Annotated in this window: 18 protein-coding genes; all 18 read right to left on the bottom strand. The window is 40.1% G+C overall.

The features are described 5' to 3' along the window. Positions 1-164: 164 nt before the first annotated feature. Positions 165-326: a histidine kinase gene (locus tag M1F91_RS04360; RefSeq protein WP_247912785.1), complete on the bottom strand. Its 162-nt coding sequence runs from the start codon at positions 324-326 to the stop codon at positions 165-167. A 274-nt stretch (positions 327-600) separates the two neighbouring features. Next, positions 601-1,272, bottom strand: a complete 672-nt coding sequence (locus M1F91_RS04365) for a type II CAAX endopeptidase family protein (RefSeq protein ID WP_070460536.1) — start codon at positions 1,270-1,272, stop codon at positions 601-603. Positions 1,273-1,406: 134 nt separating this feature from the next. Then, positions 1,407-2,057 carry a YtpR family tRNA-binding protein gene (ytpR, locus tag M1F91_RS04370; protein ID WP_247912786.1) on the bottom strand — a complete coding sequence of 217 codons (651 nt, stop codon included), beginning with the start codon at positions 2,055-2,057 and terminating at the stop codon, positions 1,407-1,409. A 9-nt stretch (positions 2,058-2,066) separates the two neighbouring features. After that, positions 2,067-2,384, bottom strand: a complete 318-nt coding sequence (locus M1F91_RS04375) for a thioredoxin family protein (RefSeq protein ID WP_247912787.1) — start codon at positions 2,382-2,384, stop codon at positions 2,067-2,069. After that, a complete protein-coding gene (locus tag M1F91_RS04380) occupies positions 2,381-2,671 on the bottom strand; it encodes a DUF4651 domain-containing protein (protein ID WP_024053819.1) in 291 nt (96 codons plus the stop codon). Before M1F91_RS04380 ends, M1F91_RS04375 begins: the two co-directional genes overlap by 4 nt. A gap of 76 nt (positions 2,672-2,747) precedes the next feature. Continuing rightward, positions 2,748-3,002 (bottom strand): DUF1912 family protein, encoded by a 255-nt coding sequence (locus M1F91_RS04385; protein WP_247912788.1) that lies wholly within the window; start codon positions 3,000-3,002, stop codon positions 2,748-2,750. 9 nt (positions 3,003-3,011) lie between these two features. Beyond that, positions 3,012-4,346, bottom strand: coding sequence for a DUF438 domain-containing protein (locus M1F91_RS04390; RefSeq protein ID WP_247912789.1), 1,335 nt, complete (start codon positions 4,344-4,346; stop codon positions 3,012-3,014). Then, on the bottom strand, positions 4,346-4,579 hold the full coding sequence (locus M1F91_RS04395; RefSeq protein ID WP_006151852.1) for a DUF1858 domain-containing protein: 234 nt from the start codon (positions 4,577-4,579) through the stop codon (positions 4,346-4,348). The genes M1F91_RS04390 and M1F91_RS04395 overlap by 1 nt, the downstream gene beginning before the upstream one ends. 104 nt (positions 4,580-4,683) lie before the next feature. Beyond that, a complete protein-coding gene (locus M1F91_RS04400; RefSeq protein ID WP_247912790.1) occupies positions 4,684-5,463 on the bottom strand; it encodes a hypothetical protein in 780 nt (259 codons plus the stop codon). Between the two features lie 149 nt (positions 5,464-5,612). After that, entirely contained in the window at positions 5,613-5,963 is a 351-nt protein-coding gene (rbfA, locus tag M1F91_RS04405; protein ID WP_004251823.1) for a 30S ribosome-binding factor RbfA, read from the bottom strand. A 250-nt stretch (positions 5,964-6,213) separates the two neighbouring features. After that, complete coding sequence (infB, locus tag M1F91_RS04410) at positions 6,214-8,955, bottom strand: translation initiation factor IF-2 (protein ID WP_247912791.1); 2,742 nt, start codon at positions 8,953-8,955, stop codon at positions 6,214-6,216. 16 nt (positions 8,956-8,971) lie between these two features. Next, the gene (locus M1F91_RS04415) at positions 8,972-9,271 is read right to left on the bottom strand and encodes a YlxQ-related RNA-binding protein (protein ID WP_247912792.1); all 300 of its coding nucleotides are present in this window, start codon (positions 9,269-9,271) and stop codon (positions 8,972-8,974) included. Continuing rightward, entirely contained in the window at positions 9,264-9,557 is a 294-nt protein-coding gene (locus M1F91_RS04420) for a YlxR family protein (protein ID WP_247912793.1), read from the bottom strand. The genes M1F91_RS04415 and M1F91_RS04420 overlap by 8 nt, the downstream gene beginning before the upstream one ends. A gap of 21 nt (positions 9,558-9,578) precedes the next feature. Then, positions 9,579-10,715 (bottom strand): transcription termination factor NusA, encoded by a 1,137-nt coding sequence (nusA, locus tag M1F91_RS04425; protein ID WP_247912794.1) that lies wholly within the window; start codon positions 10,713-10,715, stop codon positions 9,579-9,581. Positions 10,716-10,756: 41 nt separating this feature from the next. Continuing rightward, positions 10,757-11,236, bottom strand: a complete 480-nt coding sequence (gene rimP / locus M1F91_RS04430) for a ribosome maturation factor RimP (protein ID WP_004251813.1) — start codon at positions 11,234-11,236, stop codon at positions 10,757-10,759. Positions 11,237-11,401: 165 nt separating this feature from the next. Further along, positions 11,402-12,553, bottom strand: a complete 1,152-nt coding sequence (locus M1F91_RS04435) for a glycoside hydrolase family 3 N-terminal domain-containing protein (RefSeq protein ID WP_247912795.1) — start codon at positions 12,551-12,553, stop codon at positions 11,402-11,404. Between the two features lie 169 nt (positions 12,554-12,722). Next, on the bottom strand, positions 12,723-13,358 hold the full coding sequence (gene trmB / locus M1F91_RS04440) for a tRNA (guanosine(46)-N7)-methyltransferase TrmB (RefSeq protein ID WP_247912796.1): 636 nt from the start codon (positions 13,356-13,358) through the stop codon (positions 12,723-12,725). Further along, the gene (locus tag M1F91_RS04445) at positions 13,355-14,149 is read right to left on the bottom strand and encodes a phosphotransferase family protein (protein WP_006150214.1); all 795 of its coding nucleotides are present in this window, start codon (positions 14,147-14,149) and stop codon (positions 13,355-13,357) included. The genes trmB and M1F91_RS04445 overlap by 4 nt, the downstream gene beginning before the upstream one ends. Between the last annotated feature and the right edge of the window lie 47 nt (positions 14,150-14,196).

The following is a 14,196-nucleotide window of genomic DNA, read 5'->3' on the forward strand; positions in this document are numbered from 1 at the left end:
TTAAATCTTATATCCTTAATTTAATAGGGTTTTAGGGTTTTAGGACTTTTGAATCTTTCAAAATAGACTCATTTTTCAAATTTTAGTAACTTTTTAGTAACCTGTTCAAGATACGGATGTATAGCCCAGATAAAGACAATTCAAATTAGATTACGTCTATCTATTCACTTACCTTTTATTTGCTTTAATTCCTTTATCTCTTTTAGAATACTAAAAATATAGAAACTAAATAGAACTACACCTAAAAAAGATAAAACAAAGAAACCAAACGTAAGTTTTCCTTCCATACCAGCTACTACTCCAAGGGATAAAATACCGATAGCCATTATGGAAATTATGAGGATAAACCACAAGTAAATCATGTAAAACTTATAAAGATAGCAAAAGGACTCAGTCTTGTGCAATACAGAACTAAATCCTTTGGATAAATTACTTGTCTAACTTTTTGGGGTCTGTACAAAACAATGCTTTTTATTATTCAAGTTTTTAGCAAGATTCCTTACTTTTATAAATCAAGTCATCTAGCCCTCTTTTGCTGATAGTGACCATTTCCTCCCTATAATGAAAATCCTTTATTAGATAGATAACATTAAAATCTGTCTAGCTATACATCATTAGCAAAAGAATTCCTGTTGCATTTCCAAGAATATGAGAAAGTGTAGAAATCAAACAATTCCCAGACTTTTTATAAATCATTGCATAGATGATACTATCAACAAAAATCATGAAAATATCGTAGCTTACAAGCCCAACGCTTCCACTAGAAATATGGGCTATCGCGAACAATAAAGAAGATAGAATGGCACAAAGCCAAAATGGTATAATTCTCATTGACTTACCAAGAAAGAAACCTCTCCATGCAATTTCTTCCCCCAAGGCTGCGATTACTATTTGAACCATAAGGAGCGGTATTTTATCGAAGGATAACATACCATCCGTTCTTCCCAAAATATGACTAGCAAAAGCGCCCTTAAATATCATATCGCCGATAAGCAAAGTTGCTGCAGCGGTTCCTACAGGAAGCAAGACCAAAAGAATTACCCCTTGTTTTTTCAAATCATCGAAAAATGATTTAAAGCGCAAACCTGATTCTATATGTGATTTTTTATCAAAATGTTCAAGAACAAAGAAAAAGAGAATACCAATCAGTACAGTGAGACCTGACAAAGAAAGTTCAGGTATTATCTTTGTCAAAGACAATACTGCCATTAGAAACAAACCAATGATCGTAGTATATACAGACTTTTTATCTATTTTAGCAAAATCAGGCATAAATATTTATCCTCAACGTTAGTAGGGCGACATGGTTATTCATTTGTCCTGAATTGTCAAACTAGGTGCACAATTCAAGACTTAAAAAACTTTCGCCAAAAGATTTCTAGGATTTCACGAGCAAAGTTACACACTCAACAATTCGCTGTTGTCGTTGGTAATCGAGTCCAGTGTGTAGCTGGGTTAAAGGGTGTTCCAACTACCTGGTCGTCTGATAATTCAATGACACCACGTTTTTGGGGAGCATTTGGCAAGGCAAGTTCACGAGGACTACACATCATACCAAAGCTCTTTTTCCCACGAAGTTCCCCTGGGAAAATGAGATTGCCTTTTGGCATCATGGCTCCAGGAAGAGCAACAATAGTTTTTAAACCGATACGCGCATTGGGAGCTCCTGCAACGATTTGTACTGTCTTGTCATTTCCGATAGCAACTTGGCAAATATTGAGGTGATCACTATCTGGATGAGCAACCATCTCTACAATCTCACCGACGATAAATTTTGGTTCCTTGTCATTGATAATCTCTTCTGTAAATCCTTCTGCCTGCAATTCTTGGTTCAAACGTGCTACTTGCTCGTCAGTTAAAAAGACCTGTCCACGCTCTTCAATCTCGAATAAGCTAGAAACCTCAAAGATATTCCATGCGACAGTTTGACCAGTTTCCTTTAGGAAAACACGCGCTACATTACCTTTACGCTCAACATCCAGCTTGGCATCACCACTGTTTTTCACGATGATCATAAGGACGTCACCGACATGTTCTTTATTATATGTAAAAATCATTCTTTTCTCCTATTTCAAACTTGCTAAAAAGTCATTGATTTGTCCCTTGGTTTTACGGTCACGATTGACAAAACGTCCAATCTCCTTGTCCTTGTCTAAAACAACAAGACTTGGAATCCCGTATACATCCCACAGTTTAGCAAGTTCCATGTACTCATCTCGGTCTACCCGTATAAAAGCGAACTCTGGATTTGCCTCTTCAATCTCTGGCAAGGCAGGATAGATATAACGGCAATCGCCACACCAATCCGCAACAAAAAGGAAGACCTTCTTGCCATCCTGCTCTACTAGATTTGCTAATTCTTCTATATTTTTAGGAGAAATCATAAAACTTCCTCCTCATAGATGAGATCTTCATCTTCATAGACGAAGGTATAGTGACGACCATCTTCAAAAATGACACCACCAACAAGACGTTCTAGGCTACTTTCGTATACTTGGACATAGAGAGTCCCAATCTCACCCATTTCTGAGAAATAGTCACGCACAATAGCCGTTAACTCTTCCTGTGTCTTCATGAGTTTGTGATCATCAGCTACTTTCTTAGCACCAAAGGCAAGTGCTCCAAGCCCTGCCACGACTAAGCCTGTTTTAATAATATTTTTCGTTTTCATGCTAACATTGTAACACAAAAAGGCTCAAGGAACAATGAAAAAGGGAGTTCCTCTCCCCCTTTCTAATTTCTCAACATTAATAATTTCTCTCACCAAACAAGCCTTCTGGCAAATCATGAAATCCCTTGCCTGCCTTAAAGTTTTTAAACTTACCAAGTAAGAATTGGTAGGCATCCAAACGACTCTCGTAGCGAATCATGGCATCTTTAGCACGCTCATCTTGATCTTCTTCATAGACCTTTTGGCTTTCCTTGTGTGCCATATCGTTGATCATGATCTGGGTATTAACCCAAGCTTCAAATTCTTGCATAAATTCTTGTTCGTAACTCATTGCTTCTCCTTATTCTATTCCACGGAAAAAGTCGCTATCAATTTCACGATAGGGTTGAATATCCTGAACATACTCCAATACACCTTGAAATTCTCCGTTTTCGTCATGTACTGCAGCGTAAGTGACATGGACAAACTTTCCACGTGATTCTGATTTAAACCACATCTCATATTTGTCCTTGACTCCTTCACGAAGACCTTTCATAATAGCCTTGACCTTGTCTAAGTACTTGGGTGGATGACAAAGTTCAACATTACGCCCGACTTGGGACGGTGTCCGTTTGAAAATCATTTCATCCGCTGGCGTATTGTCATTATAATACTGAAAAATATCATCCTTATTCACAAAGGTAATCTCCATTGGTAGATGATTGAGGATGAGATTGGCCTGTTCAACTGAAAGATAACCATTTCCAAAAGCTTGTTGGCTATTGCGATCCAGTATTGCTTCCTTTTCCTTAGGGGTAAAGGTGATCGTAAACTGGCCATCTGGCGTATCAATCACTTGTTGAACCTGTCCATCTACAGTTTCTGACTGAGTTGGTTCTTCTACACTTTTTTCCTCAACAAAAGGTTGACGTTCTGGAATCCATTTCTCTGACGGACGGATAATGGCATAGCCATAAGCGTCACTTTCTTCAGCAATCTGAATCCAGTCATCCTGGGTAAAGGATTCAAGCAGAATCATGAGTAGGATTGATTCTTCCTTAAAAATCATACTTTCAAACTCTGTCGCAAAAGCTTCAAAAGCTTCCTTTACAGCGGAAATTGGCACTTCTGGGAGCGACTTAGTTGCCACTAAGGCTGTTTGAAAGAGATCCCTAATCTGGTCATCCACTCCCCACATGACCTTTGGAGGTGAATCATGGCCATAACGTTCCATGATAGGAAAGAAGAGCTCTTCCTTGCGCTGGTAGTGAATATCAAATTGACCAACAAGCTCCATCTGACGTACCAAGCCTTTGCGCATCTCCGCCAGCATTTCCTCATCGTCCACAGATTCATAAGTCGAGAGCAATCTACGGACCCGAATCAAGGCAGCACGGAGAGCTAGATTTTCATCCTTAAAGACTCTCACAGGGTGACCAGGATGCTCGGTATCCTCAACTTCTACGCCCTTAACAGCATTCTTAAAGAGATTGGCATGCACATCACATAGCTCCATGACATCTTCAAAGGTAACGCCTGAGTCCGAGTTCATCAACTCATGCTCCATAAGAGAAATCTCGATAGCTGATACACCAGTAAAGGTCGCATCAAAGCGTTCCTGAACGGACTCTGGAGAGGCTCCATTATGCAATTCTAATAAAATATCCCTCAGGATATGAATACGTTCATCTGTCATTAGTCTAACCCGATCACTTCGTAACCATTTGCTTCAAGCGTACGCACAATCTTATCCATAGGAGTCCCTTCAAGCTTTGAGCCTTGTTTGAGCGAAACTTTTCGCCCTACAGTATTACGCATCAAGGGATTTGCAAGAGGTTTAAAACCAAGCTCAACCAAAACATCTAAAACTTCTGGATGTTTATCCACCACTTCCGCAACTGGAATTGATACATCGATTATATTGTCCATGAGAACCTCCATGAGTCTATTTCTAATCATTTAACTGCTTTTATTATACCATAAGGAATGGGATTAAAAAAACTAGCAACACAAGACTTGCTAGTTTCTTCATATCAGTCAGTTTCGATTACCTCAGCCTCTTTTCGAATAATTGCCATATCATTTTGGTATTGCACTTCAGAATAGTTAACTAATTTGGACAATTCTTTTTGCAATCTTTCGCCCATGGGTTTCATAGTCGCATAGGTTAATCCCCCTGAAATAACCCCACCTAGAATAGGAATCGCTTTTCCCATTCCCTTTGCCAAGCCTCTCCTTGTAAGAGTAACCCCAAAAATTTTCATAACCTTTTTTAAAATAGGGTACCAGCCAGCTTTGGCTACGGCTTTCTGAGGTACTGTGGTCATTACATGTTTAGCGACTGTAACACCACCAGAACGAAGCAAGGCACCCGCTCCGTTTACCCCAAGCATGACCCCTAGATAAAGTAATAGTGTGTTTTTAGCTTCTTCACTTAAGTCATTTCTTGATGCCCAAAGATCATTAAATCCATAAATATATCCCAATTCTTGGGCTAATTTCAAGGAAAAAGCATAAAACTGAGCTACATCCGTTGGAATAGTAAGCGCCATTAGAATACCTCCAGGTAGACCTGCTAGAACAGATGTTCCACTTGCTCGTAAAACATTATCCTTTATGCAGGACCTGGCTACCCTATCTAAGGTTTCCTGGGATAATAATGAAGGAGGACCTTGTTCTAACAATTTGGCAATATCCTTCTTATCTAATTCTTTAGAGAACTTCTCCACTAAAAATTTTTCTCTATTTACTTTCACGACAGGAAGTTTTACAACTTGTTGTAAAACTTTTATAGCTATATCTTGTTTAGCCATCTATATCTCCATTTTATATTCAAGTTAAGCTTTATCATATCATACTATTAGAGATTTATACATTTTTTTAACCGACTTTTAAGAAGGGCAACTAATTAATCCATCATCATGTTTAAAGTAATAAAAAAGAGGGATTCCCCTCTTTTTTATTATTTCTTATCCAGATTGCGTAACATTTCGTCAATCTTGTTTCCATACTCGATGGATTCGTCTTTGACGAAGGTCAAGTCTGGAATTTTATACAATTTCAAATTGTGACCAAGCTCACGTTTGATAGTTCCGGTTGCTTTTTCAAGGCCAATTTGGGCCTTTTGATTATCTGAAGCAAGATTACTCAAAATGGTGTAGTAAACCTTAGCTACAGATAAGTCACCTAGCATCTGAACATCTGTGATGGTCACACCTTGGACACGAGGATCACGGACTTTCTTTTGCAAAATCTCATTGACTTCACGCTTGATTTCCATGCCTACACGATCCGTACGGAAATGATTTCCCATGCTATTCCTTCCTCTCTATTGAATCAAAAGCTAGGCCAGCAGACCTAGCTATTTTTAAACTTATTGATTTTCAATTCAAATTGAAACGAAGTTCAATTTGAAATCATCCGCTTCTTTCGCCGTGGTGAAAGTGATTGGGCTGATCATTCAGTTCAATCACTGGGGATTTTTGAGACTCTAGGCTCAAAAATAAGCAATGAAACCTTGGGTTTGCTTGCGTCCCACACCACCTAAGAAAGGAGCAAAAATCTTAGCGTTTAATTTCTTCCATGACATAGGCCTCAATCACATCATCCATCTTGATATCATTGTAGCCATCAATCATGAGACCACCTTCACGGCCGTTTGTAACTTCTTTGACGTCATCTTTATAGTGTTTCAAGCTTGCAAGTTCACCATCGTAAATAACGACACCGTCACGAATAACACGGACTTTAGAGTCACGGGTAACTTTACCGCTAGTAACCATAAATCCACCGATTGTTCCGACTTTAGACACTTTGAAGGTTTCACGAATAATCGCTTCACCGATAACTTTTTCTTCAAATTCTGGATCAAGCATACCTTTCATGGCTTCTTCCATCTCTTCGATAACCTTGTAGATAATGCTGTGGAGACGGATTTCTACATCGTCTGCTTCTGCTTGTTGGCGGGCTTGTGGTGTAGGACGTACGTTGAAACCTACGATAAAGGCATTTGAAGCTTCAGCAAGAGTCACGTCAGATTCGTTGATAGCACCAACTGCTGAGTGGACGATGGTAACTTTTACACCTTCCACATCAATCTTTTGTAGTGAGGCAGAAAGGGCTTCAACCGAACCTTGTACGTCAGCTTTGATGATGACGTTAACAGACTTAAGTTCCCCAGCTTTAAGAGTGTCAAAGAGGTTTTCAAGGCTTACACGCTGTGTAGCTTGACGTTGCTTCATAAGAGCACGTTTGGCACGCTCTTCACCTGCTGCACGAGCAGATTTTTCATCTTCATAAACGGCAAAGTGATCACCCGCCATCGGTGCTTCGTTCAAACCTGTAATAGATACTGGTGTTGATGGTCCTGCAACCTTAACACGACGTCCAAGGTCATTGGTCATGGCACGGACACGTCCGAAAGTATTACCAACAACGATTGGGTCTTGAACGTTCAAGGTACCTTGTTGAACAAGGAGGGTTGCAACCGCACCTTTACCTTTATCCAAGCGAGCTTCGATAACAGTACCGATGGCACGAACGGTTGGGTCTGCTTTGAGCTCTTGAATTTCAGCTACAAGAAGAACAGTTTCCAAGAGTTCATCGATATTTTGGTTGAATTTGGCTGAGATTTCTACAAACTCAGAATCTCCACCCCAAGCTGTTGACATAACACCGTGTTCAGCCAATTCGCCGATAACGCGTTCTGGGTTTGCACCTGGCTTATCAATCTTGTTAATAGCAACGATGATTGGAACATTAGCTGCTTTTGAGTGGTTGATGGCTTCGATAGTTTGAGGCATAACCCCGTCATCTGCCGCTACGACCAAGATCGTAATATCGGTAACAGAGGCACCACGTGCACGCATAGAAGTAAAGGCCGCGTGTCCTGGTGTATCAAGGAAGGTAATCTTCTTACCATTTTCCTCAATCTGGTAGGCACCAATATGCTGAGTGATACCACCAGCTTCTCCTGTAGCGACACGAGAATTACGTAGGGTATCCAAAAGGGTTGTTTTACCATGGTCAACGTGTCCCATGATAGTTACAACTGGTGGACGTTCAACCAACTTGTCTTCATTTAGATATCCATCTTCTACGAAGAAACGTTCGATATCCGCATTGTCCACTTCTACCTTTTGTTTAGCTTCAATTCCATAATCAACCATGAGGAGTTCGATTGTTTCTCCATCCAAAGATTGGTTTTGAGTGGCCATAACGCCCATCATAAATAGTTTCTTAACAATCTCAGCTGGTTCACGTTTGATACGTTTTGCGATTTCCGCAACAGTCATACCATCTGTATATTCAAATTCTGTTGGCAATTCATGGAATTTACGCTCTGTAATAGGTTTTGGAGCCTGATTACGGTTATTTTGTTTATTGCCTTTTTTATTTTTCTTATTGTTATTCCAGTTACTATTTCTTTGATTTCTCACTTGATTCTGACTACTTCGATTCTTTTGTTGTTTTCTAGGACCATCTTCCTCATGATCGTAATCATCACGATCTTTGTCTGGTCGAGCTTGCTTTTTACGACGTGTATCCACTACAGCCTCTTTGGCTACAGGAGCTACTTCAACTACAGGCTGAGTTTGTTCAGCTAGTTTAGCAGCTTCCTCAAAGATTTCCTCTGGCTCCTTGCGTTTATTAGCTTGAGCCAAGGCTTCTTTGGCAACTTGAGACTGTTTGAAGCGTTCCTCGCTTGAGCGTGCGTATTCTGCATTTTGCTCAGCCTTCAGAGCTGCTGCTCGAGCTTTAAAGTCAATACGAGGACCAGCTTGGTTGGGACGATTATCAGCTTGTTGGCGATAATCATTGCCACGATTTCCTTGGCCTTGTGGTTTCTTCCCTTGGTCGTTAAAACGACGATTGTCACGGTTCCCTTGACCAGGTTTACCACCATTACGGTTATCGTTTTTTTGACGGTTACCGTTTTGTTGTTGATCGCGGCTATTACCTTTGTTTTGCTTGCGTCGTTCCGCTTGCTCTTTGGCACGCGCTTCACGTTCAGCCTTAAAGTTTCGACTCTGTGGTCTTGCAGCTACAACTTTTTCTTCCTTAGGAGTTGCTGGCGTAGCTGGTTTACTTTCCACCTTCGCTTCACTTGCTTTTGGCGCTACAGGTTTTGCTTCTGTTTTGGGAGCAGCAGGCTTAAAGCTAGCTACGATTTTTTCAGCAGCAGCAGCCTCTACGCTTGAAGCATGGCTTTTTACTTCCAAGCCCAACTCTTTTGCACGCGCTACAACTTCCTTACTTTCTTTTCCAAGTTCTTTTGCGATTTCGTACAATCTTTTCTTAGACAAATCATGTCCTCCTCTTCTATTCCATAAGAGACCTCATTTTCTTTGTAAATCCAGCATCTGTCACAGCCAGAACCTTTCTTGATTTTCCGACTGCCATGCTTAATTCCAGTGTTGAAAACACGGTAATAACTTCTACTTGATAATAGTGGCTTTTATCCTGAATCTTCTTGGTTAGATTTGGGCTAGCATCATGAGCTAGAAATACCAATTTAACTTTCCGGTCTTGAATGGCTTTGACAACCATTTCTTCACCCGAGATGATTTTCCCTGCTCGCTGAGCCAATCCCAAGAGATTACTTACTTTTTGCTTATTCAAGTCCTAACTCTCTTCTTTTTACTTTGTGATTGACATAGGCAATCAGCTCGTCATAAAAGCTTTCTTCAACTTCCATATTAAAGCTACGGTTAAAGACTTTTTTCTTTTTAGCCTCTAGGGCTTCTGCATTATCTAGCTTGATATAAGCGCCCCGGCCATTAGCCTTGCCTGTCGGGTCGATAAAGACCTCACCTTCTTTGTTCTTGACAATACGAAGTAAATCTCGCTTATCAATCACATCGTTGGAAACAACAGACTTGCGCAAAGGGATTTTTCTTGTTTTCATCTTTCCCTCCTCTAGCAGATCTTATTCTTCAGTCAATTCGTCTGTTTCAGCGTAATCCACTTGACCTGCTTCTTCCATCTCTTCAAATTCACTTGCAGACTTGATATCGATACGGTAACCAGTCAAATGGGCTGCTAAGCGAACATTTTGTCCACGACGACCGATAGCAAGAGATAGTTTGTTATCTGGTACAACAACCAAGACACGCTTGCTATCGTTTTCATCAAAGATAACTTGGTCAACTTCAGCAGGAGCAATGGCATTGTAAATAAATTCAGCTGGATCTGCTACCCACTCGATTACATCGATGTTTTCTTCTACAGGTACCATGCGGTCGCTCTTAGCATCGTAACGAGCTGGATGGAATTTGCTTGTGATTTTCTTAATGTTTGCTCCACCGCGACCAACGATTGTTCCGATAGCGTCCACATTTGGATTATGACTACGAACAGCAACTTTCGTACGGTCACCTGCTTCACGGGCTACGCTCATGATTTCAACAGTTCCGTCATAAACTTCTGGAATTTCTTGTTCCATCAAACGTTTGATCATCTCTGGGTGGCTACGGCTAACAAAGACGTTTACTCCACGAGGATTGTCTTCCACTTTGTAGACATAAACTTCGATACGGTCATGAGAAGCAAACACTTCTCCAGGAATTTGGTCTTGTTTTGACAATTGGGCTTCGATGCTACCAAGGTTAACGTAAATGAAGCGGTTGTCAAAACGTTCTACCGTACCTGACATGATTTCTTGTTCATGCTCTTTGTATGTATTGTAGGTAATGGCACGTGTTTGCTTACGCATTTTTTCCATGATTGTTTGTTTAGCAGATTGGGCTGCTACACGACCAAACTCTCCTGGCGCTTCTTCAAATTTGATTTTGTCACCAAGCTCATAGGCTGAATTAATGGCAAGAGCATCTTTTAAACTGATTTCCAAACGGCTATCAAATACTTCATCAACAACTTCACGGACAGTATAGACAGTAAAGTCACCTGTCTTTTCGTTGAAATCAATAGCTACACTATCAGATTGACCATAGCGTCTACGGTAAGCAGAACGAAGTGATTCTACTACTGCGTCGATGATATCTTCTTTCTTGATTCCCTTGTCTTCTTCCAAAATGCGGAAGGCCTCTAGCATTTCTTTACTCATGTTCTTTATACTTTTGAATTCTCAAAAGCTATCCTTTCTTTCTATAATTTTACTGCTAAACGTGCTTTTGATACCAAGTTATATGGAATTTGGACTGTTTTCTTGCGAGTTTTATCCATATATTCCATAGTCAACTCATCCTCTTCAAAGGACAACAAGGTTCCTTCAAAAACCTTTTGCTTATCGATGGCTTGATAGAGCCCGACATGGATGTATTTCCCAACCGCTCCAGCGACTGCTTCCTTGGTTTTCAAAGGACGCTCCAATCCTGGACTTGTAATTTCTAGGAAATATTGTTCTGGGAAGGGATCCGGCTTGATAGTATCTAGGACAGGACTGATAATTTCAGTCAAGTCTGCCGTATCATTCAAGGTGATTCCTTCAGGCTTGTCTACAAAAATACTAAGAATCATGTCACTGCCAATCTTTCCGTACTCGATATCTACGAGTTCAAAAGGAGCTTCAATAACAGGTTCTACGACTTCTCTGACTAATTCAACGATAGTTGCGATTGCGTCCACCTCCTCATAAGCAAGAGGCGAAGATATCTCCCCGCCTCTCTTTCTTATATTCTTGTTATTAGTATAACACAAATCAATCCAACCTGCAAGGATTTGACCTTTTCACAACCAATAGAAGGCTTTCCTTCAAAGGTTTCTGCATGATTTTATAAATGACGTTTCCTTTTACTGAGACGTATCGAATAATCCCAAGTCGTATTTCCATGCTAAAATACGTCGTACAGACTCATCAATACGCTCTTCTGTCAAGTCCCCAGAAGAAATTTTCTTTAATAGATAAGGAATCTGAGTTTGGTAGGAAGAACCTAGGATTAAATCATTTCCAGCTAATATTACCTGGAGAGCAGCTTCATCCTGACTGACAAAATCGGCTAATCCTGCCATATCTAAATCATCCGTCATTATGACCCCTTTAAAATTCAGCTCCTTGCGAAGAATTTCGTTGATTTTTGGCGAGATAGATGACGGCACTGTATCAATTTTAGTCAGGATATTGTGAGAAACTAAAATACTATCCGCACCTGCATCTATGCCAGCTTGAAAGGGTAGAAAATCTGCTTGTCTTAAATCATCCAAAGAGCGGTTGTCTTGGATAATGTCGGTATGACTGTCTCCATTATCACCATATCCTGGGAAATGCTTCAAGGTTGAACCGGCCTTATTCTTTTGAAGTTCTTCTACAACTTGCTTAACATAACTTGCAGTTGTTTGGACATCTTGTCCGATGGTCCGATCGTAAATAAAGGCTGATGGATCACCTGCAAGATCCGCAACTGGAAAGAGTCCAGCATTGATACCAACAGATTTCAGCACCTCTGCCTTTTTCCTAGTATCAGAAAGAACAGCCTCCATCCCTCCTTGATGATAAAGGGTCATAGGAGATTGGAAAGGAGTATCCAAAATCGAACTGATACGAGTTACTGTTCCCCCTTCTTCATCTGAACCAATCAATAAAGGAGTCTTTGAAGCGGCTTGGTAGCGACTTGTCAAAACTTTCATATCCTCTAAGGTTCGTCCTTCAAAATCTCGTCCAAATAAGATATAACCAGACAAATGATAGGATTTGAGATCTTCTATTTGATGATCGGCAGGAACTCTAGCCCAGAATAATTGCCCGACTTTCTCCTCCAAGGTCATTGTGGCTAATCTATCTTCAACAACCTTTTCCTTATCTGTTTCACTGGTTTGAGTAGTTTTCTCAGTTTTTTCTACTTGTACATCTGCCTGTCGATGATGTTGATGATCCAAAAAAATCAAACCACCTATCACAAGGAGAAAGAAAAAATAGACTACAACAGGTTTTATGCTTCTTCTCATAACCCCTTCATTATACCACTTATCAGGGCACAAGTACACACTTATCAAAATCCCAAATCTATTAAAAAACTCAAGGATTTAGTCCTATCGAAGACAGAACTAAATCCTTGAGTTACATGTTTACATTCCATTTGAGTGAACGACATTTTTTCACTAACAAGTCTTCACATTAAAACTGAGCTTCAACTCTATAAATGACTTGACCCTTGCTTGAAAATTTTTGCTCATACTCCGTCATGACATTTCCTTCAAAGTCGCTGGCATGTAAATCTAACCAAACACCCTTGAGTTTCATGCCATATTGTGAAAAGCTCACTAAGCTATATTCAAACAAGCCACGATTATCTGTCTTGAAATGAATTTCACCATGTTCAGGTAAGATTCGTTTGAAAGTGTCCAAGAAGCTCTTATAAGTCAAACGACGCTTCTCATGACGTTTTTTAGGCCATGGATCCGAGAAATTCAAATACAAGCGATCAATTTCACCATCTTCAAAATAATTGGTCAATTCTGAACCATCAACCCATAGAAGTTTGATGTTGGGAACTCCAACTTCTAAGACCTTGTCTAAAGCATAGCTTAATACAGACTTCTGAATATCAATCCCGATATAGTTGATATCCGGATTTTGTTTGGCCATTCCTGTTACGAAAGCACCTTTGCCGCTACCAACCTCTACATGGATTGGATTGTCATTACCAAACAAATCTCGCCACTTTCCTTTAGCTTCTGCGGGGTTTAAGACAACATACTGCGGATTAGCCTCTAACAGTTCTGTTGCCCCTTTACGATTTCTAACTCTCATTTTTTCTTTCCATACTTTTCTCGGAAGCTACGCAAAGCATAGATTTCCCGGTTTACATTATCCAAATCTTGATTTTCATAGTATTTGGTAATGAGGCTCAAAAATGACAGTTGAGCATACCAATATAACTTATTCAAGACAGTTTGATTATACTTATAGCCATAATTAGTTAGCCATTCTTGCCACTGATACTCTGGAATATAGTGACAAAGCAGATAGGCCACATCAAACATACGATCAGTCAAGCGAACGGAATCCCAATCTACTAAATAAATCAAGCCACTCTCTGTCTCAAACCAGTTGCTATGACGGACATCCCCATGGACTATGGTTGCATAATCTTCCCTAAATCCAGGAAGATTTTCACGCAAATCACCTAAAACCATACGTAGATACTGGTTGTTTTTTAAAGCATCCGGAGCCTTGTTTACCCATGACTGAAGTAAATCCGAAGGTGTTTCCATTGCATATCCCAATCGTGTCAACTGGGTCATTAAGGGACGTGAACAGTGTAAACGTGTCAAAATATCGATAATTTGTTTACGGTTCATATCGCTTGGCGTCAAAATTTTTCCTGTCAACCATTCCTGAGCGGACATATCACGGCCGTCTGGTAAACGACGACTCCAGAGCAATTGTGGTGCAATTTGCTCTCTAGCTAAACCAGGCAGGATTGGAGAAGTATTCATTTTTATAAAAACACGTTTTCCATCAGGATAACTTCCCATATAAGCTTTCCCGCTCTTCCCAGATATCGGGGTTAGCGTTAGCTCAATATCACCCAAGTCCATTTCTTTCCTCCGAATAAAGTTTCCTTATTATTCTACTAATTTTTATG

Source organism: Streptococcus sp. oral taxon 431 (genome assembly GCF_023110115.1).
Taxonomy (GTDB): domain Bacteria; phylum Bacillota; class Bacilli; order Lactobacillales; family Streptococcaceae; genus Streptococcus.

Bases quoted from the DNA above. Each gene is read 5' to 3' on its own strand.
- M1F91_RS04400 (WP_247912790.1), bottom strand. From the start codon at position 5,463: ATGGCTAAACAAGATATAGCTATAAAAGTTTTACAACAAGTTGTAAAA.
- rbfA (WP_004251823.1), bottom strand. From the start codon at position 5,963: ATGGGAAATCATTTCCGTACGGATCGTGTAGGCATGGAAATCAAGCGT.
- nusA (WP_247912794.1), bottom strand. From the start codon at position 10,715: ATGAGTAAAGAAATGCTAGAGGCCTTCCGCATTTTGGAAGAAGACAAG.
- M1F91_RS04375 (WP_247912787.1), bottom strand. From the start codon at position 2,384: ATGATTTCTCCTAAAAATATAGAAGAATTAGCAAATCTAGTAGAGCAG.
- M1F91_RS04380 (WP_024053819.1), bottom strand. From the start codon at position 2,671: ATGAAAACGAAAAATATTATTAAAACAGGCTTAGTCGTGGCAGGGCTT.
- trmB (WP_247912796.1), bottom strand. From the start codon at position 13,358: ATGAGAGTTAGAAATCGTAAAGGGGCAACAGAACTGTTAGAGGCTAAT.
- M1F91_RS04445 (WP_006150214.1), bottom strand. From the start codon at position 14,149: ATGGACTTGGGTGATATTGAGCTAACGCTAACCCCGATATCTGGGAAG.
- M1F91_RS04385 (WP_247912788.1), bottom strand. From the start codon at position 3,002: ATGAGTTACGAACAAGAATTTATGCAAGAATTTGAAGCTTGGGTTAAT.
- ytpR (WP_247912786.1), bottom strand. From the start codon at position 2,057: ATGATTTTTACATATAATAAAGAACATGTCGGTGACGTCCTTATGATC.
- M1F91_RS04390 (WP_247912789.1), bottom strand. From the start codon at position 4,346: ATGACAGATGAACGTATTCATATCCTGAGGGATATTTTATTAGAATTG.
- M1F91_RS04395 (WP_006151852.1), bottom strand. From the start codon at position 4,579: ATGGACAATATAATCGATGTATCAATTCCAGTTGCGGAAGTGGTGGAT.
- M1F91_RS04420 (WP_247912793.1), bottom strand. From the start codon at position 9,557: ATGAAAACAAGAAAAATCCCTTTGCGCAAGTCTGTTGTTTCCAACGAT.
- M1F91_RS04365 (WP_070460536.1), bottom strand. From the start codon at position 1,272: ATGCCTGATTTTGCTAAAATAGATAAAAAGTCTGTATATACTACGATC.
- M1F91_RS04435 (WP_247912795.1), bottom strand. From the start codon at position 12,553: ATGAGAAGAAGCATAAAACCTGTTGTAGTCTATTTTTTCTTTCTCCTT.
- M1F91_RS04360 (WP_247912785.1), bottom strand. From the start codon at position 326: ATGGCTATCGGTATTTTATCCCTTGGAGTAGTAGCTGGTATGGAAGGA.